The 20,818-nt window shown below is 71.3% G+C and carries 17 protein-coding genes; 5 read left to right on the plus strand and 12 right to left on the minus strand.

What is annotated here, in order from left to right; translation table 11 throughout:
- Positions 1-40 precede the first annotated feature (40 nt).
- Positions 41-1,345, plus strand: coding sequence for an LCP family protein (locus ACQUQD_RS16630; RefSeq protein ID WP_428952863.1), 1,305 nt, complete (start codon positions 41-43; stop codon positions 1,343-1,345).
- Between the two features lie 12 nt (positions 1,346-1,357).
- Here ACQUQD_RS16630 and ACQUQD_RS16635 read toward each other — a convergent pair whose 3' ends face one another.
- The 5 genes from ACQUQD_RS16635 to ACQUQD_RS16655 form a co-directional block, all read right to left on the minus strand.
- Entirely contained in the window at positions 1,358-2,116 is a 759-nt protein-coding gene (locus ACQUQD_RS16635; protein WP_428952864.1) for a hypothetical protein, read from the minus strand.
- Between the two features lie 13 nt (positions 2,117-2,129).
- Positions 2,130-6,941: a putative T7SS-secreted protein gene (locus tag ACQUQD_RS16640; RefSeq protein WP_428952865.1), complete on the minus strand. Its 4,812-nt coding sequence runs from the start codon at positions 6,939-6,941 to the stop codon at positions 2,130-2,132.
- A 2-nt stretch (positions 6,942-6,943) separates the two neighbouring features.
- Positions 6,944-7,591 carry a hypothetical protein gene (locus ACQUQD_RS16645; RefSeq protein WP_428952866.1) on the minus strand — a complete coding sequence of 216 codons (648 nt, stop codon included), beginning with the start codon at positions 7,589-7,591 and terminating at the stop codon, positions 6,944-6,946.
- The gene (locus ACQUQD_RS16650) at positions 7,581-8,003 is read right to left on the minus strand and encodes a hypothetical protein (protein ID WP_428952867.1); all 423 of its coding nucleotides are present in this window, start codon (positions 8,001-8,003) and stop codon (positions 7,581-7,583) included. The genes ACQUQD_RS16645 and ACQUQD_RS16650 overlap by 11 nt, the downstream gene beginning before the upstream one ends.
- Before the next feature lie 151 nt (positions 8,004-8,154).
- On the minus strand, positions 8,155-9,321 hold the full coding sequence (locus ACQUQD_RS16655; protein ID WP_428952868.1) for an acyl-CoA dehydrogenase: 1,167 nt from the start codon (positions 9,319-9,321) through the stop codon (positions 8,155-8,157).
- A 179-nt stretch (positions 9,322-9,500) separates the two neighbouring features.
- On the opposite strand from ACQUQD_RS16655, the gene ACQUQD_RS16660 reads away from it, so the two are divergent.
- Positions 9,501-10,826 (plus strand): UDP-glucose dehydrogenase family protein, encoded by a 1,326-nt coding sequence (locus tag ACQUQD_RS16660; protein WP_428952869.1) that lies wholly within the window; start codon positions 9,501-9,503, stop codon positions 10,824-10,826.
- 7 nt (positions 10,827-10,833) lie between these two features.
- On the opposite strand, the gene ACQUQD_RS16665 is transcribed toward ACQUQD_RS16660, so the two are convergent.
- Positions 10,834-11,337: a CGNR zinc finger domain-containing protein gene (locus ACQUQD_RS16665; RefSeq protein WP_428952870.1), complete on the minus strand. Its 504-nt coding sequence runs from the start codon at positions 11,335-11,337 to the stop codon at positions 10,834-10,836.
- A gap of 84 nt (positions 11,338-11,421) precedes the next feature.
- Between ACQUQD_RS16665 and ACQUQD_RS16670 the strand changes: the two genes are divergently transcribed.
- The gene (locus tag ACQUQD_RS16670; RefSeq protein WP_428952871.1) at positions 11,422-11,784 is read left to right on the plus strand and encodes a VOC family protein; all 363 of its coding nucleotides are present in this window, start codon (positions 11,422-11,424) and stop codon (positions 11,782-11,784) included.
- Positions 11,785-11,797: 13 nt separating this feature from the next.
- On the opposite strand, the gene ACQUQD_RS16675 is transcribed toward ACQUQD_RS16670, so the two are convergent.
- From ACQUQD_RS16675 to ACQUQD_RS16690, 4 genes are all read right to left on the minus strand, one after another.
- Positions 11,798-12,910, minus strand: coding sequence for a membrane dipeptidase (locus ACQUQD_RS16675; RefSeq protein WP_428952872.1), 1,113 nt, complete (start codon positions 12,908-12,910; stop codon positions 11,798-11,800).
- 196 nt (positions 12,911-13,106) lie between these two features.
- Positions 13,107-14,294 carry a dipeptidase gene (locus ACQUQD_RS16680; RefSeq protein WP_428957581.1) on the minus strand — a complete coding sequence of 396 codons (1,188 nt, stop codon included), beginning with the start codon at positions 14,292-14,294 and terminating at the stop codon, positions 13,107-13,109.
- A 17-nt stretch (positions 14,295-14,311) separates the two neighbouring features.
- Positions 14,312-14,845: a 5-(carboxyamino)imidazole ribonucleotide mutase gene (gene purE, locus ACQUQD_RS16685; RefSeq protein WP_428952873.1), complete on the minus strand. Its 534-nt coding sequence runs from the start codon at positions 14,843-14,845 to the stop codon at positions 14,312-14,314.
- On the minus strand, positions 14,842-16,044 hold the full coding sequence (locus ACQUQD_RS16690; RefSeq protein WP_428952874.1) for a 5-(carboxyamino)imidazole ribonucleotide synthase: 1,203 nt from the start codon (positions 16,042-16,044) through the stop codon (positions 14,842-14,844). Before ACQUQD_RS16690 ends, purE begins: the two co-directional genes overlap by 4 nt.
- A gap of 110 nt (positions 16,045-16,154) precedes the next feature.
- Between ACQUQD_RS16690 and ACQUQD_RS16695 the strand changes: the two genes are divergently transcribed.
- Positions 16,155-16,706 (plus strand): GtrA family protein, encoded by a 552-nt coding sequence (locus ACQUQD_RS16695; RefSeq protein ID WP_428952875.1) that lies wholly within the window; start codon positions 16,155-16,157, stop codon positions 16,704-16,706.
- A gap of 15 nt (positions 16,707-16,721) precedes the next feature.
- Here ACQUQD_RS16695 and ACQUQD_RS16700 read toward each other — a convergent pair whose 3' ends face one another.
- Together ACQUQD_RS16700 and ACQUQD_RS16705 are read right to left on the minus strand one after the other, a co-directional pair.
- Positions 16,722-17,999, minus strand: coding sequence for an ATP-binding protein (locus ACQUQD_RS16700; RefSeq protein ID WP_428952876.1), 1,278 nt, complete (start codon positions 17,997-17,999; stop codon positions 16,722-16,724).
- An 80-nt stretch (positions 18,000-18,079) separates the two neighbouring features.
- A complete protein-coding gene (locus ACQUQD_RS16705) occupies positions 18,080-18,757 on the minus strand; it encodes a response regulator transcription factor (protein WP_428952877.1) in 678 nt (225 codons plus the stop codon).
- A 520-nt stretch (positions 18,758-19,277) separates the two neighbouring features.
- Here ACQUQD_RS16705 and ACQUQD_RS16710 point away from each other — a divergent pair.
- A complete protein-coding gene (locus tag ACQUQD_RS16710; protein WP_428952878.1) occupies positions 19,278-20,771 on the plus strand; it encodes a peptide MFS transporter in 1,494 nt (497 codons plus the stop codon).
- Positions 20,772-20,818 lie beyond the last annotated feature (47 nt).

Consider the following 20,818-nt stretch of genomic DNA (forward strand, 5'->3'; position numbering starts at 1 on the left):
CTCTTGTAAGGCACACAGCCGCGCACGGCACACTGGATTTATGAATGACTGGCCCGAGGGGCGGAGCGACAGGCAGAGCGGCGGCAGCCGCGGCGGCTACGGCCGCGGCAGCGGCAGCGCGCGCCCCGAGGGTGCGCGGGTCATGCCGCACGTGCAGCGCCCCGTCCCGCAGCAGCAGCCCGCGTACGACGACGGGTACGACGACCTGTACCGCGACCAGCGCGGCCAGGGCTCGTACGACAACGGGTACGACAGCGGCTACAACACGGGCCAGGTGTACGGCCAGCCCAGCCGTGCCGGGAACGGCGGGGGCGGAGGCGGGGGCGGCGACTACGGGCCGCCCACCGGCCGCCCCGCGCGCCCGGCGCCGAACTGGCGCAAGCGCATCAAGTGGACCGCGATCATCGTGGTCAGCGTGGTCGCGGTGACCAGCATCGCCACGTACTTCTGGGCCGACTCCAAGCTCAACCGGGACGTGGACCTGTCCAAGGTCATCGAACGGCCGGAGTCGGGCGACGGCACGAACTACCTGATCGTCGGCACCGACAGCCGCGAGGGCATGTCCGACGCCCAGAAGAAGGAGCTGCACACGGGCTCCGCCGAGGGCAAGCGCACGGACACGATGATGATCCTGCACGTCGGCGGCAACGGGGACACCCTCGTCTCGCTGCCGCGTGACTCGAACGTCACGATCCCGAGCTTCAAGGGCGCCGAGTCCGGCAAGCTCTACCCGGGCACGGGCCGCCAGGTGAAGCTGAACGCCGCGTACGCGGAGGACGGCCCCGAGCTGCTCGTGCGCACCGTCGAGGCCAACACGGGCCTGCACATCGACCACTACGCGGAGATCGGCTTCGGCGGCTTCGCGAGCATCGTGGACGCGGTCGGCGGCGTCGAGATGAACCTGAAGGAAGGCTTCAAGGACAAGTGGTCCGGGGCCGACTTCAAGGCGGGCAAGCAGACGCTGAACGGCCAGCAGGCCCTCGCCTTCGTCCGTACCCGGCACGCCTTCGCCGCGTCCGACCTGCAGCGCACCAAGAACCAGCAGGCGTTCCTCGCGGCGCTCGCCCACAAGGTGGCGTCCCCGTCGACCGTCATGAACCCGTTCAAGCTGTACCCGACGCTGGGCGCCGGCCTGGACTCGCTCGTCGTCGACAAGGACATGAGCCTGTGGGACCTGGGCTCGATGTTCCTGGCGATGAAGAGCGTCTCCGGCGGTGACGGCAAGTCCATGAACATGCCGACGAACGGCTCGGTCAACGGCAACCTGCTCTGGGACAAGACCAAGGTCAAGCAGCTCGTCGACCAGTTCAACAACGACGAGAAGGTCACCGTCTCCGGCAGCTGACGGCCGGGGGCGTCACCCGCTCCCGTAGTCCTCGGCCAGGTCGCCGATGAGCGCGAGGAGGGCATCGGCCCGGCGGCGGTCCTCACGCTGAGCGCGCAGGGCCTGATGGAGTGCCCGGAGCCGCTCCACGGCCGACGGGTCCCGGTGCCTCACGTCGTCCAGCAGCGGTGAGGTGGTCAGATCCAGGCTCTCGGTGAACAGCAGCCGAGTGGACTGGGCGGCGGGAGCCGAGTCAGGGGCGGCGAACCCGCTGGTCAGGTACCGCACCGGGTCGGTCAGGCTCCAGCCGACGACGGTGCCGTGCTGGACGAGCAGCGCCACGTCCTGGGCGACGCCGATGCGGGCCTCCAACGGCTCGTCGAGGACGTCGAGGTCGCGCAGGCAGGTCAGCACCCTGTCGCCCGGAGCGCGGCAGAGCTCGGTCGCCGCCTCGAGGCGGAAATCCCGCGCCTCGTCCGCACGCAGGCCGCCCGGACGGGCGAGGGGCAGGTCCGGGACACGGGCGCAGTCCTCGGCACCGGCGATCTCGTACGGCAACTGGAACTGGAGACCGACCAGTTGACGGTCCGTCGGGTCGAACCTGGCCTCGTCGGGCGCGTCCCAGAGCCAGTCCTGACTGCCGAAGGTGTCCAGCTGGAAACGCTCCTGCTCCTCGGCGCTCCCGTACGTCGCGACGCGCACCCGCTGCCCCGCGAAGTCGAAGCGCGGGGTGATGGGCAGCGGTTCCCCCGTGACCGTCGCGGTCCAGTTGTCGTCGAAGGTGAGTTTCACGGTGAATGCCGCCTCATCGAATCTGTTCGGCCGGAGCCACGAAGCCGTTCTTCGCCGGAATCCTGCCTTCCACGACGTCGGCATGGGTAATCGGGCTGCCGGGATCGCTGGGCAGGCCGCCGAGCGCCTTCGCCCCTGATTCACCCTTGATCCCGGAAGGTCCGTAGGCCGTGATGGCGTTGCCCGCCCCGGCGCCGCCGCCCTCGGTCACCACGACGTCCTCGCCCTGGCGGAAGACCAGCCGTCCACTGCCCGCGGTCGAGTGGTACACCGCGTCGGGGTTCTTGAGGATCTCCAGCACCCGTTCGTCGCTGAAGCCGTGCCGGGTGTCCCCGTGGTAGGCGCCGCTCTTCTTGAACTTGCCGTCCTCGGCCCGCTTGATGACGTCTTCCGCGGTCTCGTGGGCCTTCACCCTGGCCTGGGCGGCCTTCTCCTCCTTCGTGTACTTGGGCATGAGCCCCAGCGGGTCGGACCCGGCGTGCGGATTGCCCACGTACGCGAGCGGGTTCGGCGCGGGAGCGAGGCCCAGGGGGTCGGGCGAGGTGTAGCGGGCGGTCTCGGGGTCGTAGTGGCGGAAGTAGTTGTAGTGGAGGCCCGTCTCGGGGTCGTAGTACTGGCCGGGGAAGCGCAGCGGCGTGTACGCGCCGCTGTCGCGGGCCCAGGCCGTGGTGCCCCACAGGGTGGACCGGGACCGCCAGGCGATGTCGCCGGACTCGTCGATGAGTTCGGTGGGCGTGCCGACGAGGTCCGTGGCGATGGCGAAGAACCGGCGGTCGATCTCCGCCCGGCCGTTCTCGGCGTCGAGGATGCGCTCGGTCTGGGCCAGCGGGACGACGTCCTGGTGGTCCCAGGTGAGGGCGACCACGGACGGGCCGTCCGGCTGGTGGCTGGTCTGTTCGCACAGGGTGAGGCCGTCCCAGGTGAACCTGGTCTCCTCGACGACGTGCTCGCCGTCGGGTGCCAGGCACTGCTTGGCCGTGCGACGTCCCAGAGGGTCGTACCGGTAGCGCCACCGCGTGCCGTCGGGGGTGGTCACGGCGGTGAGGCGGTTCTCGGTGTCCCACGTGTAGCGCCAGGTGTCGGGCTTGCGGGAGAGGCGGGTCTTCTGCCGGAGCGTGATCCGGCCGAGCGCGTCGTGCTCGAAACGCACCGCTCCGGCCCGGGCGATCGTGGTGCCGGTGTAGACGCGCTCTCCGGTGGCCTCGTTGCCCGGGTGCCGCGACGGCCAGGACGCCTCGGTCTGGTTGCCCGCCTCGTCGTAGGCGTACCGCTCCGTCCAGCCGCGGGCGTGGACGGCGGTGACCCGGCCGGTCCGGTCGAGGTCGAAGGTGCGGGTGCCGGCCAGCCGGTCCGCCACCGCGAGCAGATGGCCGTCGGCGCGGTAGGAGTAGGCGCGGCTGTTGACGGCGCGTTCGCCTGCGGTGATGTGCTGCTCGGCAAGGCGTCCGGCCTCGTCCCAGGCGGAGGCGAGCGTGAGTGCTCCCCCGAGGACGCGGGTGAGTTCCCGTCCCGCGGCGTCGTGGGTGAAGGCGACCTGGCGTCCGCCCGTCGTCAGCCGCTCGGTCCTGCCGCCCGCGTCGTAGGCGTAACCGGTGACGTGGCCGGTCGGGGTGGTGCGGCTCGTGCGGCGGCCCAGCTTGTCGTAGGTGTAGGCGATGGCGCGGCCGTCGACCAGTTCCGTCTTGACCCGGCCGCGACGGTCGTACTGGTAGCGCAGTTCGCCGTCCGGGCCGACCGCTTCGAGGAGGCGTCCCGCGCCGTCGTAGGTGTACCTCGTCGTCCGGCCGTCGACGTCCTTGCGGATCGCCTGGCCGAGCTCGTCGCGCTCGAAGGCGACGGTGCCGCCGAGCGCGTCGGTGCGCGCGGCCAGGTGGCCCTCGGCATCCATCCGGTAGGTGAGCGTGCGTCCGTCGAAGTCGCTCTCGGAGACGATGTTGCCGACGGCGTCGTACGTGTAGTCCCAGGTCAGCCCTTGCGGGTTGGTGACGCGGGTGAGGTGGAGGTGCGCGTCGTGCGTGAACTCGTAGCGGACGCCGTCGGGTCCGGTGCGGGCCAGCGGCAGATCGAAGTGGGTGTACTCGAACCGGGAGACGCCGCCCGACGCGTCGGTGTGGGTCAGGCAGTTGCCCTCTCCGTCGTACGTCCATGACTCGGTGGCGCCGTCGGGTCCCGTGCGGCGGGCGAGCTGTCCGTCGGCGTCCCACACGTAGGACGTGACGCCGCCCACCGGGTCGGTGATCCGCACCGGACGGCCGAGGGCGTCGCGCTCCGTGCGGGTGAGGTCGCCCGCGGGTCCGGTGACCGCCACCGGCAGCCCGGCCGCGTCGCACACCACCGCCGTGGTGGCGCCGAGGGCGTCGGTGACGGAGGTGAGCCGTCCGGCGTGGTCGTAGGTGTGGTGCGTGGTGGCGCGGGCCTGATCGGTGGTGGTCGTGCGGTTGCCGCGTTCGTCGTACGTGTGGACCGTGCGGGTGCCGTCCGCCTGCACGACCTCCACCGGCAGGCCGAACGGGCCGCGTACGGTGCGCAGTTCGCTTCCGTCGGGGCGGGTGGCCGAGACGATCCGGCCGTCCTCGTCGTACGTGAAGGAGGTGGTACGGCCCAGCGCGTCGGTGCGGGTCCGCCGGTGGCCGCGCGCGTCGTACGTGTACCGGGTGGTGTGGCCCAGCGGATCGGTGAGCGTCACCAGGCGGCGGCCGGGGCCGTACACATAGCGGGTCGCGTGTCCGTCGGCGGTGGTGAGCGTGGTGGTGCTGTGGCCCGTCTCCGGGTCCGGGTCGGTGTAGGCGAGGGTGATCTGGACGTGGCCGGCCTCGCCGCCCTCGGCGACGACGCGGTCACGGTCGTCGTAGACGTAGTCGTAGCGGCTGTTGTTGGAGTCGATCCAGGCGGTGACGCGTCGTCGGTCGTCGTAGACGAAGGTGGTGACGGCACCGGACGGCTTGGTGACGGTGGTGAGGTTGCCGTCCTCGTAGCCGTAGTTCATCAGGGGGAGGTCCGTGCCGTCCGCGGCGGCGCCGGCCAGGGACAGGGCGGTGAGCAGGCCGTCGGTGACGGTCAGCCGCAGGTGGCGGCCCGCCGAGTCGACGAGGGCGCTCGGCGTGCCGTCCTCGTCGCGGTCGACGGTGACGCGGTGGCCGTTGCGTTCGCTGATCGCGGTCAGCCAGGCGGTTCCGTCCTCCCCCGGTTCGCTGCCCGCGGGGGCGTCGAAGTGGAAGGTCAGTCCGCTGTCGGGGTCGCTGAGGGTGTAGTCGCCGTCGGCGTCCCTGGCCAGTTCGGTACGGGTGGTCCCGGTGCCGGGCCGGGTGGGCGCGCCGGGCACCGGGTGCGGGTACGCGACCAGGAGGCCCTCGGCGGTGACATGGAGGACACCGACCGCGTCGACCTCCAGCCGCTCGTCGACCGTGGACGTCCACGCGGGCCCCATGAAGCGGCCCACCGCGCAGCCGGACTCCGTACGACGGGTGAACACCAGCGGCAGGATGCCGGGCAGCGTGACGTCGGTCTGCGGCAGGAACATCCGGCCGGTGGCGAGGTCGACCGGGTCGCCGCCCTTTTCGCGGTCGCCGTCCGGCCGGGTGTGGGTGCCCTCCGGTTCGTCGTCGACGATCCGGCGGGCCTTCCCGGCGTCCGCCACGTCGTCCGCGACGCGCGCGGCCTTCGCGGCGCCGGCCGCGTCCTTCGCGAGGCGCGCGGCCTTGACGGCGGCGCCGCCACCGCCGGTGGCGGCGGTCAGCACGGCATCGGGGATCAGCCGGCCGACGCCCTCGGCGGGGTCCTTCATGAAGTCGGTGACCATCTGCTTGCCGGTGCCCACCGGGTCGTTGGCGGCGATCACCAGTCCCGCGGCCAGGCTGTTGAGGTTGGTCACGTACTCGGCCGGGTGCGTGAGGTTGTACGGGTCCGTGGGGTTGAGCCCGCGGACGAAGTTGAGCAGCCCCGCGGTGCCCTTGATGATGCCGCCGCCGACGTGGTCGCCCACGAGCTGCATCTCCTGGGCCCCGTCGCGCAGCTGGTCGCCGTAGGAGGGCTTCTTCGGGGCGAGGTCCCGGGCGGCGCGGACCGCTGTGGACGCGGTCTCCGCGGCGGTGTTCCGCTGCTTGCGCGCCTCGGCGAGGATGTCCTGCGCGTCCTGCATCAGCTTCTTGCCCGGGTCGTCGAACGTGGCGGCGGGGCGCGGCGGCAGGCTCGACGGGTCGCGCTTGTCGGCGGGCTGCGCGTTGTACTTGTCGACCGCCTTGTTGAAGTCGTCGACCTTCTTGCGGTGGGCGTCGGCGGCGTCCTCGGACGCCTTGGTGCCCTCCTTCCACTTGTCGATCGCCGTCTGGGCCCGGCCCTGGGCCCAGGTGACGGTGCCGGCGAAGTTCTCCAGGGCGCCGGCCGCCTTCTCGCAGGCGTCGGCGCCGGTGAACCACTTGGGGGGCTGCTTGCTCACGGCGGTGCGCAGCGCCTCGGCCGCCTCGCCCTTGAGCTCGTCGGACGAGAGGCCCTTGATGCCGTCGCCCGTGGTGTCGAAGGCCTTCTGGAAACCGCGTAGTTGCCTGGCCCTGTCGAGGAGCGTGTCGGGGCTGCCGTAGATCAGCTTGGTCTTGTCCTCGGTCTGGCCGAGGTCCATCTCGTCGACCTCTGCGCCCATCCGGTTGGCGACCGAGCGGGACTGCTCGCGCACCCAGTCCGCGCCGGACTCCCAGCCGACGTCGTCCAGCCTGTCGGCGGTCCAGTTGCCGGCGTCCTCGACCCGGTTGCCGACCCACTCGACGCCGTCCTCGACCGCGTCCTCGACGACATCCGGTGTGATGTCGCTGATGATGTCGCCGAAACCCACCGTCAGTTCCCCCCGGATTCACTCTGCTGTCGGGCGCGTTCCTCCGGCGACGGGCCGAAGGTGTCGTCCAGCGCCCGGTCCCACTGATCGTCGGATATGCCGAGCGCGCCCTTGAGCACGTCCGACTGCCGGCCGCCCTGCCCCTCGGTGAGAACGGTGCGACCGGTGTCCTTCCAGGTCTGCCCCATCTCCTCACCGGCCCGGTCCCACGACTCGGCGCTCCAGTCCGGGTCCAGGGCATCGGGCGTGAACACCTCGCCCCATTCCTGCCGGGCGATCTCCTCCTCGCTGGCGTACGGGCTGCCGCCCATCACGGAGTTGACGCCCACCTTCAGCGCGCCCTGGACGTACTGGTCGTGCTCCCACTGGGTGCCCGCGGCCAGACCGAGGCGGTTCGCGAGCTCACTGGCGTCGTGCACCAGGGCCCGCACACCCCATTCCCAGCGCTCGCAGAAGTCCTCGAAGTCCACGGAGAGACCGTGGTGTCCGGTCTCCATGCCCGTCGTCGACAGTTCCGAGAAGCCCTTGCCCATGACCGAGCCGGTGGCCCCGCCCAGCTCGCCGAGCTGATCGATGGTCGCGCCGACGCCCTGGGTGAACTTGGCGACCGCCTCCTTGCCGAAGTGCAGGTCGGCTGCTTCACCGCCCATGACCGTGTCCCCCCTGCCGCTCGGCGGCGTCGACGGCGGCGCTGTCCGGAACGATGCCGACGACCGGCGGGAAGAACATCGATCCGTCCTCGGTCGCGATGTCGACGGCGAGGCCCGCGGGTTCGCCCAGGGAGGGAACGACCTCGTCCACGATGCGCGCACCGAGCAGCGCCGCGTAGTCCATGGGCTGATCGGGACCTGTGCGCAGCTCTGCGAACCGGGCGAGCGCCGCCTCGTCAGTGAACCCGCACACCCACCGCACCCCGCCCGATCGCGCCGACCAGAGTCCGCCGCCGGACACCGGCACCAGCAGGACCGCGCGCCTCATCTCACCGACCAGTGCGCGCGGGTCGCCGACGCCTCTTCTGCGCTCCGTGATCTGTTCGGCGAGCGCCGACCTCGACTGCTCCACGCCGCTTCCCCCTCCGTGGCGCCTTCCGCTGTCCACGGACAAGGACGTACGAGGTGCCGTGTCAGGTTCCCCAGGGGCGCCGTCCGCCCCACACGCACGCACGCCCCCGCCGGCATGGGCGGGGGCGTGCGTACTCGCTCGGAGGGTTCGGCTACGGAAGGTTCCTTGCCATAACGATCCGCTGGACCTGGTTCGTGCCTTCATAAATCTGCGTGATCTTGGCGTCGCGCATCATGCGCTCGACCGGGTAGTCACGGGTGTAGCCGTAGCCGCCGAGCAGCTGGACGGCGTCCGTGGTGACCTCCATGGCCACGTCCGAGGCGAAGCACTTGGCGGCGGCGCCCTGGAAGGTGAGGTCCTTGTCGCCGCGCTCCGACTTGGCGGCGGCCGCGTACGTGAGCTGGCGGGCGGCCTCGATCTTCATCGCCATGTCGGCGAGCATGAACTGGATGCCCTGGAAGTCGGCGATCGGCTTGCCGAACTGCTTGCGCTCCTGGACGTAGCCCTTGGCGTAGTCGAGGGCGCCCTGGGCGACACCGAGCGCCTGCGCGGCGATCGTGATGCGGGTGTGGTCGAGGGTCTTCATCGCGGTGGCGAAGCCGGTGCCCTCGGCGCCGATCATGCGGTCGGCGGGGATGCGGACGTTGTCGAGGTAGACCTCGCGGGTCGGCGAGCCCTTGATGCCGAGCTTCTTCTCCGGGGCGCCGAAGGAGACGCCCTCGTCGGACTTCTCGACGACGAAGGCGGAGATGCCCTTCGAGCGCTTGTCGGGGTCGGTGACCGCCATGACCGTGTAGTACTCGGAGACGCCCGCGTTCGTGATCCAGCGCTTCACGCCGTTGAGGACCCAGGTGTCGCCGTCACGCACCGCGCGGGTCTTCATGCCGGCCGCGTCCGAACCGGCGTCCGGCTCGGAGAGGCAGTACGAGAACATGCCGTCGCCCTTGGCGAGCGGGCCCAGGTACTTCTTCTTCAGCTCCTCGGAGCCGGAGAGGATGACGGGCAGCGAGCCCAGCTTGTTCACGGCCGGGATCAGGGACGAGGAGACACAGGCGCGCGCCACTTCCTCGATCACGATGACCGTGGCGAGGGCGTCGGCGCCCGCGCCGCCGTACTCCTCCGGTACGTGCACCGCGTGCAGGTCGGAGGCGACGAGGGCGTCCAGGGCCTCCTGCGGGAAACGGGCTTCCTCGTCCACCGCGGCGGCGAAGGGGGCGATCTTCGCCTCGGCCAGCGCGCGGATGGTCTCCCGGAGCATGTCGTGCTCCTCGGACGGGCGGTACAGGTCGAACTCCGGGGTGGAAGCCGATCCGGCCAAGGTGTCTCACGCTCCAAGCGATGCTAATTACCGTTAAGTAACCCAAATTTTAGATCTCTGCTCACGCCAGGGATACGTGAGTTACGCGACAACGGGAAAGTTGCCCGCTGAAGGGCCCGCGCATGCCCCGACTATGCTCGGTCAGCGCACGCAGCACCGACACCTCTGGAGCCCCCGTTATGGCCCTCAAGATCACCGTGATCGGCACCGGCTACCTCGGCGCCACGCACGCCGCGGCCATGGCCGAGCTCGGCTTCGAGGTGCTCGGTCTGGACGTCGTACCCGAGAAGATCGAGATGCTCACGCGGGGCGAGGTCCCGATGTACGAGCCCGGTCTCGAGGAGCTGCTGCGCCGGCACGTCGCGGGGATCGAGGGGTCCAGCGGCCGGCTGCGCTTCACGATGGACTTCGCGGAGGCCGCGGCCTTCGGCGACGTGCACTTCGTGTGCGTGAACACGCCGCAGAAGCACGGCGAGTACGCGTGCGACATGAGCTACGTGGACGCCGCCTTCTCCTCGCTGGCCCCGCACCTGAAGCCGGGCGCGCTCGTCGTCGGCAAGTCGACGGTGCCGGTCGGCTCGGCGGAGCGGCTGGCCGAACTGCTGCCCGAGGGCACGGAGCTGGCGTGGAACCCGGAGTTCCTGCGCGAGGGCTTCGCCGTGAACGACACGCTGCACCCCGACCGGATCGTGGTCGGCGTGGGCAGCGAGCGCGCCGAGAAGCTGCTGCGGGACGTGTACGCGAAGCCGGTCGCGGAGGGCACGCCCTTCGTGGTGACCGACTTCCCGACCGCCGAGCTGGTCAAGACGGCGGCGAACTCCTTCCTCGCCACCAAGATCTCCTTCATCAACGCCATGGCCGAGGTCTGCGAGGCGGCCGGCGGCGACGTCGCGAAGCTGGCCGAGGCGATCGGCTACGACGAGCGGATCGGGCACAAGTTCCTGCGGGCCGGGATCGGCTTCGGCGGCGGCTGTCTGCCGAAGGACATCCGGGCGTTCATGGCGCGCGCCGGCGAGCTGGGCGCCGACCAGGCGCTGACCTTCCTGCGCGAGATCGACTCCGTGAACATGCGGCGGCGCGGCGCGATGGTGGAGATGGCGCGCGAGGCGCTCGGCGGCGGGGCGTTCCTGGGCAAGCGGGTCGCCGTGCTCGGCGCCGCGTTCAAGCCGGACTCCGACGACGTACGGGACTCCCCCGCGCTGAACGTCGCCGGGCAGATCCACCTGCAGGGCGGCCAGGTGACGGTGTACGACCCGAAGGGCATGGCGAACGCGCGGCGGCTCTTCCCGACGCTCGGGTACGCGGACACGGCGCTGGACGCGGTGCGGGGCGCGGACGTCGTGCTGCACCTCACCGAGTGGCGGGAGTTCCGGGAGCTGGACCCGGCGGAGCTCGGCGCCGTCGCCGCGGAGCGGGTCATCCTGGACGGCCGCAACGCGCTGGACCCCTCGCTGTGGCGCGAGGCCGGCTGGACGTACCGGGCGATGGGCCGGCCGTCCGCCTGACGCGACGCTACTTCGCCCGGTAGCGGCGCATCTTGGCCCGGGCGCCGCACACCCGCATGTCGCACCAGCGGCCCCGGCCGGCCGGGCTGCGGTCGTAGAACACCCCGTGGCAGTCGGGAGCCTCGCAGGCCTTGAGGCGGGGCCAGGTGCCGTCGGCCCGGGCCTCGGCGATGGCGCTCGCCACGCGGGAGACCAGTGCCGCGCCGTCCAGCGGGACCAGGGAGGCCGAACCGTCCCGGTCGTCGACCGCCACGCGCAGCGGGGCGCGCGCGAGCAGTTCGCTCAGCGGGGTCACCGTCCGGTGCGGCGGGTGGCCCGCGTGGGCCAGGCACGCCGCGCGCAGCGACTCGCGCAGCTCACGCGCCGCGTCGACCCCGGCCGCCGTGATGCCGAAGCGTTCCCTGCCCTCCACCGTGTCCAGCGCGTCCTCGCCCGTCGTGATGTCGAGCAGCGTGTTCACGAGGGCCTCGACCAGGGCCAGGCCGCCGGGTGCGGGCGCACGGTCATTCATGGTTGCGACGTTACCCCTTGTACGGGACCATGTGGTAACGGTGTTACCGATAGGGCCCGTATAGGGGTAACTGAAGGAGGAGCCATGGCCATCGCGAAGCTCGGCGTCGTCGTCCTGGACTGTCCCGAACCGCGCAGGCTCGCGGACTTCTACGCGGCGGTCCTCGGCGCCACCGTCACCGGGGACGACGGCGACTGGGTCGATCTGGAGGTGCCGGGCGGGCACCCGCTGGCGTTCCAGAAGGCACCCGGCCTGGCGGCGCCGGCCTGGCCCGCGGCCGACGCCTCGCAGCAGTTCCACCTCGACCTGACCGTGCCGGACCTGGACGTCGCGGAGAAGGAGGTGCTGGCGCTCGGCGCGACGGTGCTCGACGCCGAGGACCGCGGCCGCGGCTGGCGGGTCTACGCGGACCCGGCCGGGCACCCGTTCTGCCTCTGCGCCTGCTGAGAGCCCGTGCCGGTCAGGGCGTCGCGGTCGAGGGCCCCCGGCGCTGCCGGGCCGCCCGGGCGGTGAACTCGGCCCCGCGCAGCACCCGTTGGACGTTGCCCCAGGTGAGCAGCGCGAGGTCGGGCTCGGGCCAGCCGCGGTCGAGGAGTTCCGCGATCAGCGCCGGGTAGCCGGCGGCGTCGGTGAGTCCCTCCGGGTGCGCGTCCCCGGTGTCGTACATCCCGGAGAGCCCGACCGACTCGGGGCCCGCGACGCGGCGTACGTGGTCGAGGTGGTCGGCCACGTCGCGCAGGGCGGGTCCGGTGCGGGCCGCCGAGCAGGGCACCAGGCACAGGCCCTTGCTCGCGCCGAGCGCGGCGAGCAGCTCGTCGGAGAGGTTGTCCGGGTGGCTGTTGAGGGCGCGGGCGCCGGAGCGGCTGAGGATCGTCGGGGCCTTGGACACGGCGAGGGCGCGGACGGCCGTGGCCTCGGAGGCGCCGGTCAGGTCGACGAGCATGCCGAGCCGGTTCAGCTCCCGGACGATCTCCTCGCCGAACGGGGTCAGCCCGTCCTCGGACGCCCAGGACGCGCCGCTCAGCGTGAGGGCGCGCAGTCCCAGGCCGTGCAGGGCGCGCAGGGTGCCGAGCGAGTCGCCCGCCGCGGCGGCCGGGGCCGGGCCGATGATCACGGCGATCCGGCCGTGCGAGCGGGCGTCCGCCGTCTCGGAGGCGGAGCGGGCCAGGCGCAGGCCTTCCGGGTAGCGGGCGACGACGTGGTTGACGAGGTCGATCTGTTCGAGCGCCGAGGTGACCGGCCGGTCGGTGCTGACGTGCAGCGCCCACAGCAGGGCCCCGGTGCCGCCGGCGCGCAGCCGCGGCAGATCGGCCTCGACGGAGCTCTCGCCGAGTTCCAGGTCGTAGTAGGGCAGCGCGCGCAGGGTTCCGGGCAGACCGCAGTAGCCGTCCGCGACGGGGTGCAGGGCCAGCAGGTCGCGAGCCGCGGTCGGCTCGGGGTCGGACTCGGGGGACGACTCGGGGGACGGGGACGCCGGGGGCGTCGGGGAGGCGGGGGACGCGGCGAGCGGGGCGGGCCGGTCGAGCTCGCCCGCTTCCGTCGGGGCGTTCAGTTGATCCTGCAGGTCTGCCATGGCACTGCTCCGGCCAAAATGTGGGGACAAGCGTTCGGACCACCGTGGCACGGGCGCGGAGCGGCTACGCGGTGGGCGGCTCCGTTCGGGGGAACGGTGCGCCGATCGGGGGACCACCGGGCCGCCGGGGCGCGGAGGAACGCGAAAGGGGCGCCCTGCAGGGCGCCCCTTCAGCTGTCCGCCGTGGTGCGGACTCTCAGCCGTCCAGCTGCTCCAGCGTCGCGTTCGACGGACCGCGCCGGGCCTGGAGGTCCCGGGCGACCGACTCCGCGTCGCCGAGCACCCGCACCGCGTTGCGCCAGGTCAGCTTCGCGAGGTCGGCGCGGGACCAGCCGCGGCCGATGAGCTCGGCGATCAGGTTCGGATAGCCGGAGACGTCGTCGAGGCCGTCCGGGGTGAACGCCGTGCCGTCGTAGTCGCCGCCGATGCCGATGTGGTCGACGCCGGCGACCTCGCGCATGTGGTCGAGGTGGTCGGCGACCGTCGAGGCCGTGGCGACGGGGCGCGGCGTGGCCTCCTCGAAGGCGCGGTGCAGCTTCATCGCCTCGGGCGAGGTGTCCAGGTGGTGGAAGCCGTGCGCGCGCAGGTTCTCGTCGGCGGCTGCCGTCCAGTCGACCGCGGCCTGCAGGACGAACTTCGGCACGAACGTCACCATCGCCACTCCCCCGTTGGCGGGGAGCCGCTCCAGCACGTCGTCCGGGATGTTGCGCGGGTGGTCGCACACGGCGCGGGACGACGAGTGCGAGAAGATCACCGGCGCCTCGGTCGTGTCGAGGGCCGCGCGCATCGTCGTCGCGGCGACGTGCGACAGGTCGACGAGCATGCCCTCGCGGTTCATCTCGCGGACGACCTCGCGGCCGAACGCCGACAGACCGCCGACGCCCGGCTCGTCCGTCGCCGAGTCCGCCCACGCGATGTTGTCGTTGTGGGTGAGCGTCATGTAGCGCACGCCGAGCGCGTACAGCGAGCGCAGCGTGGCCAGCGAGTTGTTGATCGAGTGGCCGCCCTCGGCGCCCTTCAGCGACGCGATCCGCCCCTCGGCGCGGGCGGCCTCCATGTCGGCGGCGGTCAGGGCGGCCCGCAGGTCGCCCGGGTACCGCGCGATCAACTGGTCGACGCAGTCGATCTGTTCGAGGGTGGCGCTGACCGCCGCGTCCCCGGTCAGGTCGGTGCGTACGTACACGGACCAGAACTGCGCGCCGACGCCGCCGGACCGCAGCCGGGCCAGGTCGGTGTGCAGGTGGGCGCTCTGGTCGGCGGCGATGTCCCGCGCGTCGATGTCGTACGTGACCTGCTCGCGCAGCGCCCAGGGCAGGTCGTTGTGCCCGTCGACGACGGGGAACTCGGCGAGTATCGCCCGGGCCTGCTGCAACGCGTCCGTCATGTCGCTCACTTCCCCGCTCACTTGCCGAAGCCGAAACCGGAGCCGGCGCCCTCGACCTTGGTGCGCAGCCGCTTGCCCTTCTCGGTGGCCTGGTCGTTCAGCTCCTGCTGGAACTCCCGCATTCGGCCGAGGAGTTCCTCGTCGTGGGCGGCGAGCATGCGCGCGGCGAGCAGTCCGGCGTTGCGCGCGCCGCCGACCGAGACGGTGGCGACGGGGACGCCGGCGGGCATCTGCACGATGGAGAGCAGCGAGTCCATGCCGTCGAGGTACTTCAGGGGCACCGGGACACCGATGACCGGCAGCGGCGTCACCGACGCGAGCATCCCGGGCAGATGGGCGGCGCCGCCGGCGCCCGCGATGATGGCCTTCAGGCCACGCCCGGCGGCGTGCTCGCCGTAGGAGATCATCTCGTGCGGCATCCGGTGCGCGGAGACGACGTCGACCTCGTACGGGATCTCGAACTCGTCGAGGGCCTTCGCCGCGGCCTCCATGACGGGCCAGTCGGAGTCGGACCCCATGACGATGCCGACTACGGGGCTCACAGGACTCATTCGGTGATCGTGCCTCTCAGGTATCCGGCTGCGTGACGGGCGCGCTCCAGCACCTCGTCCAGGTCCTCGCCGTAGGTGTTGACGTGACCGACCTTGCGGCCGGGCTTCACGTCCTTGCCGTACATGTGGATCTTCAGCTGCGGGTCGCGGGCCATGCAGTGCAGGTACGCGCTGTACATGTCCGGGAAGTCGCCGCCCAGGACGTTGCACATCACGGTCCACGGGGCGCGCGGCCGGGGGTCCCCCAGCGGCAGATCGAGCACGGCGCGGACGTGGTTGGCGAACTGCGAGGTGACCGCGCCGTCCTGGGTCCAGTGGCCGGAGTTGTGCGGTCGCATCGCCAGCTCGTTGACCAGAATCCGCCCGTCGCGGGTCTCGAAGAGCTCGACGGCGAGGTGGCCGACGACACCGAGCTCCTGGGCGACGCGCAGCGCGAGCTCCTGCGCCTCGCCCGCCAGGGACTCGGAGAGGCCGGGCGCCGGGGCGATCACCGTGTCGCACACGCCGTCGACCTGCTGGGACTCGACCACGGGGTAGGCGACGGCCTGGCCGTGCGGCGAGCGGACGACGTTCGCCGCCAGCTCGCGGACGAAGTCGACCTTCTCCTCCGCCAGGACCGGCACGCCGGCCTTGAAGGGTTCGGCGGCGTCCGCCGCGGAGCGCACGAACCACACGCCCTTGCCGTCGTAGCCGCCGCGCACCGTCTTGAGGATGACGGGGAAACCGTCGCCCTCCTCGGCGAACGCGACCGCGTCGGCCGGATCGGTCACGATCCGGTGGCGCGGGCACGGCACACCGAGCGAGCTGAGCTTCGCGCGCATCTCGCCCTTGTCCTGGGCGTACAGCAGCGCGTCGGGCCCCGGGCGCACGGGGATGCCGTCCGCCTCCAGGGCCCGCAGGTGCTCGGTCGGTACGTGTTCGTGGTCGAAGGTGATCACGTCGCAGCCGCGCGCGAAGTCGCGCAGCGTGTCCAGGTCGCGGTAGTCGCCGACGACGACATCGCCGACGACCTGCGCCGCGGAATCCTGCGGAGTGTCACTGAGGAGCTTGAATCTGATGCCGAGCGGGATGCCCGCCTCGTGTGTCATACGAGCGAGCTGGCCCCCGCCGACCATGCCTACCACCGGGAACGTCACACCCCCAGAGTATCGGCCATATGACCGGTACACGTACGGCCCTCTTCCTGTACGAACCTCCATGTACGCCGTCCACGGGCGTCCGCGGGGGCGCGTGGTTAGCATGGCTGGGTCGGTCCTCACGGGGGCCGCGCGACCACACGACGGGGACGACGGGGGCTGAGGCGACCACTATGAAGGCGACCACCGGCCGACGATCCGGTACGGCGAGCGGCGCTCCGACCCGCGTCGGCGCCCTGCGGCTGCGCTTCGCGGCCCTGGCCCGCGAGATCGCCAAGTTCGGCGTCGTCGGCGCCCTGGGCGTCCTCGTGAACTTCGCGGTCTTCAACCTGATGCGGCACGGCACGGACCTGCAGGTCGTGCGGGCCAGCGTGATCGCGACGGTCGTCGCCATCGCCTTCAACTACGTGGGGTTCCGCTACTTCACCTACCGCGACCGCGACAAGAGCGGCCGCGCCAAGGAACTCACGCTGTTCCTGCTGTTCAGCGTGGTCGGCCTGGTGATCGAGAACGGGGTCCTGTACGCGGCGACGTACGGCTTCGGCTGGGACGGCCCGCTGCAGAGCAACGTCTTCAAGTTCCTCGGGATGGGCCTGGCGACCCTGTTCCGCTTCTGGTCGTACCGGACCTGGGTCTTCAAGGCGCTGCCCGCCCGCGAGGCCGTCGCCCGCGCGGAATCGTTCCTCGACGCGTCGGCCGCGGAGCCCGTGCAGCGCGTGAAGTGACCGCCGCCGGATCGTCTACCTGATCGTCTCGGGGTCCGTGCCGTCCGTGGCCTTCTTCAGCGGCGTGCGCGACAGGAACAGGCCGAAGACGGGCGGGCTCGCCTGGAGCATCTCGAGCCGTCCGCCGTCCGCCTCGGCCAGATCGCGGGCGACGGCGAGGCCGATGCCCGTCGAGTTCCGGCCGCTGATCGTCCGCTCGAAGATCCGCGAACCCAGCTCGGACGGGACGCCGGGGCCCTCGTCCGTGACCTCGATCACCGCCTGGTTGCCGGTGACGCGGGTGCGCAGGGCGACGGTGCCGCCGCCGTGCATCAGCGAGTTCTCGATCAGCGCGGCGAGGACCTGGGCGACCGCGCCCGGCGTGCCGACGGCCGTCAGATGCCGCTTGCCGGAGGAGACGATGGCGCGGCCCGCGCTGCGGTAGGCCGGGCGCCACTCCTCCAGCTGCTGCTTGATCACCTCGTCCAGGTCGAAGCTGACGGCCGAACCGGTGCGCGGGTCCCGGGAGTTGGTGAGGAGCCGCTCCACGACGTCGGTGAGCCGCTCGACCTGGGCGAGGGCGATCGTCGCCTCCTCCTTCACCTCCGCCAGGTCCTCGGTCATGGTGATCTCCTCCAGGCGCATCGAGAGCGCCGTGAGGGGCGTGCGCAGCTGGTGCGAGGCGTCGGCGGCCAGGCGCCGCTCGGCGGTCAGCATGCGGGCGATGCGCTCGGCGGAGCCGTCCAGGACGTCGGCGACGCGGTCCAGCTCGGGCACGCCGTAGCGCTTGTGGCGCGGGCGCGGGTCGCCGGAGCCGAGGCGCTCCGCGGTGGAGGCGAGGTCGGTGAGCGGGGAGGCGAGCCGGTTGGCCTGGCGTACGGCGAGGAGCACGGCGGCGACGACCGCGAGCAGCGCCACGCCCGCGATGATCAGCAGGGTCCGGCCGACCTCGCGGGTCACGGCCGAGCGGGGTTCCTCGACGGTGACCTTCTCGCCCCGCTCGCCCTCGGCGGTGTACGTGATGACGTCGCCCTCGGGTTTGCTGCCGAGCTCGATGGGGCCGCGGCCCGGGATGTCGACGACCGCGTAGCGCTCCTCGATGGCCACCTGGTCGGCGAGGATGCCGCCGTTGACCTGCTCGCCGCTGAGCAGCCGGCTGTCCACGATGGAGGCGAGCCGCACCGCCTCCGACTCGACGCGGTCCTGGGCGCTGTTGCTGATGGTCCGGGTCTCCACGATGACGAGGGAGACCCCGAAGACGGCGATCACGACCAGGACGACGGCGAGGGTGGAGTTGATGAGTCGGCGGCGCATGCTCTCAGTGTCCCGGATAAGGACCCTGCGCCGAGGTCACCGTCCCGGAGCGCCGCCCCGCACCCCGCGGACGAGAGGCGTCAGCTCTTCTCGAAGCGGAACCCGACCCCGCGCACCGTGGCGATGTACCGGGGATTGGCCGCGTCGTCGCCCAGCTTCTTCCTGAGCCACGAGATGTGCATGTCCAGCGTCTTGGTGGAGGACCACCAGGTGGTGTCCCACACCTCCCGCATCAGCTGGTCGCGGGTGACGACCCGGCCCGCGTCGCGCACGAGCACCCGCAGCAGGTCGAACTCCTTGGCCGTGAGCTGGAGTTCCTCGTCGCCCATCCAGGCGCGGTGCGACTCGACGTCGATCCGCACGCCGTGCGTGGCCGGCGCCTCCTTGGGCTCGGCGGAGCCGCGCCGCAGCAGGGCCCGGACCCGGGCGAGCAGCTCGGCGAGACGGAACGGCTTGGTGACGTAGTCGTCGGCGCCGGCGTCGAGACCGACCACCGTGTCGACCTCGTCGGCGCGCGCGGTGAGGATCAGGATCGGCACCGTGTGCCCCTCGGCGCGCAGCCGGCGGGCGACTTCGAGGCCGTCCATTCCGGGCAGGCCCAGGTCGAGCACGACGAGGTCGATGCTGCCCTGCAGTCCGGCGTCGACGGCGGTGGGTCCGTCCTCGCGCACTTCCACCTCGTACCCCTCCCGGCGCAGGGCGCGGGCCAGCGGCTCCGAGATGGACGCGTCGTCCTCGGCGAGCAGTACACGAGTCATGGAGTGATGGTAGTCCGCGCCGGACGACGGCTGTGGGGTGATCGGCGAGTGCGGCCCTCCGCGCCGCGCCCGACCGAAACGGAACCTCTACCTCCGGGTTCGCGTCCTGCGGCTGTGGGGTGCGATCCTGAAGAACGCCTTTGAATCAGCGCGCCGGTTCCACGAGGACCTGTGATCCATCTCTCAAGTCCTTCCATATGCCGCACTGTCGTGTCGTATGGTGACCGAACGCCTGATGCACTACTGGGGGACCTTTGGAGCGTACTGCGCACCGAAGGTCCCTTTCATGTGTGAGCTGACTGCTGTCAGCGTTGAAAGGAATGACCTGTGGCCGGGCCCCGCGCGTAACGAAGCGCGCGAGGTGTGGATCTCGGGTCCGCCGTACCTCGTCCCGCACGAACTCTCGTCGGGCACATCCCCCCGGGCGTGGGGAGGACGGTAGGACTCCGGTGCCGGCCGCCCCCCACCGGGCGCGTACTCGCTCTGCGCGGCGCGTCCCGACACCCCACGAGGATCGACCATGGCGTCCAGCCTGACGAAGGACTCGGCCAGTACCCCTGGCTCTGAGAAGACCTTCTTCGGCCACCCCCGCGGACTGGCCACTCTCTTCATGACCGAGATGTGGGAGCGTTTCAGCTTCTACGGCATGAGGGCCCTTCTCCCGCTGTACCTGATCGCCCCGAGCGGTCTGCACATGAACGCGGCCACGGCGACGGCGATCTACTCGGTCTACCTGTCGCTGGTCTACCTGCTCGCCATGCCCGGCGGCTGGGTGGCGGACCGCTTCTGGGGCCCCCGCAAGACGGTGGCCATCGGTGCCGCGGTCGTGATCCTCGGCCACATCACGCTGGCCCTGCCCAGCTCGGGCTCCTTCTTCGCGGGCCTCGGGCTCGTCGCGATCGGTTCGGGTCTGCTCAAGGCCAACATCTCCACGATGGTCGGCCACCTCTACAAGGGCCCCGAGGACCCGCGCCGCGACAGTGGCTTCACGGTCTTCTACGTGGGCATCAACCTCGGTGCCTTCCTCGCGCCGCTGACGATCGGCACGGTCGGCGAGAACGTCAACTGGCACTTCGGCTTCGCGCTCGCCGCGATCGGCATGGCGCTGGGCCTGGCCCAGTTCATGCTGGGCAGCCGCCACCTGAGCGCGGAGAGCGACCTCGTCGTCAAGCCGGCCACCGCGCAGGAGAAGGCGAAGACGCTCCGGCAGAGCCTGATCTGGGCGGTCGTCGCCGCGGTCTTCTACGTGATCGTCGTCGCCACCGGCCACTACACGCTGAACTGGATCCTGGTCCCGCTCACCCTGATCGGCCTGATCATCCCGGTCGCGGTCCTGACCCGGATGAAGCGCGACAAGGAGCTGTCGGGCGAGGAGCAGTCCAAGCTCTCCGGCTACATCTGGTTCTTCGTGGTCGCCGCCATCTTCTGGATGATCTACGACCAGAACGGCTCGACCCTGTCGATCTTCGGCGAGAGCTCGACGACGAACCAGCTGCTCGGCTTCCACTTCCCGACGTCCTGGTACCAGTCGCTGAACCCGATCTTCATCATGGCGCTGGCCCCTGTGGTCGCCTCGATCTGGATCGCGCTCAACAAGCGCGGCAAGGAGCCGAGCACGGCCGTGAAGTTCGCGTCGTCGCTGGCGCTGATCGGCATCTCCTTCGCCGTCTTCCTGATGCCGCTGATCGACACCGCCAACAACGGCGGCCGCGTCTCGCCGATGTGGCTCGTGGCGATCTACTTCATCCAGACCGTCGGTGAGCTGTGCCTCTCCCCGGTCGGCCTCTCGGTCACCACGAAGATGGCCCCGGCCAAGTACAGCTCCCAGATGATGGGTGTCTGGTTCCTCGCGGTCACCGCGGGCGACTCCGTCACGGGTCTGCTCTCGACGGCCGGCGTCAACCTGAACACCACCGGCGCGGTCACGGCCGAGGCCGCCATCGCGATCCTCGCCGGTGTCGGCTTCTGGCTGAACCGCAAGAAGGTCAAGGAGCTCATGGGCAGCGTCAACTGACGCACCCCGCCCGGCCGTCGTGACAGGGCCGCCGCACCGATCGTCCG

This window comes from Streptomyces sp. cg35 (genome assembly GCF_050410835.1).
GTDB lineage: Bacteria > Actinomycetota > Actinomycetes > Streptomycetales > Streptomycetaceae > Streptomyces.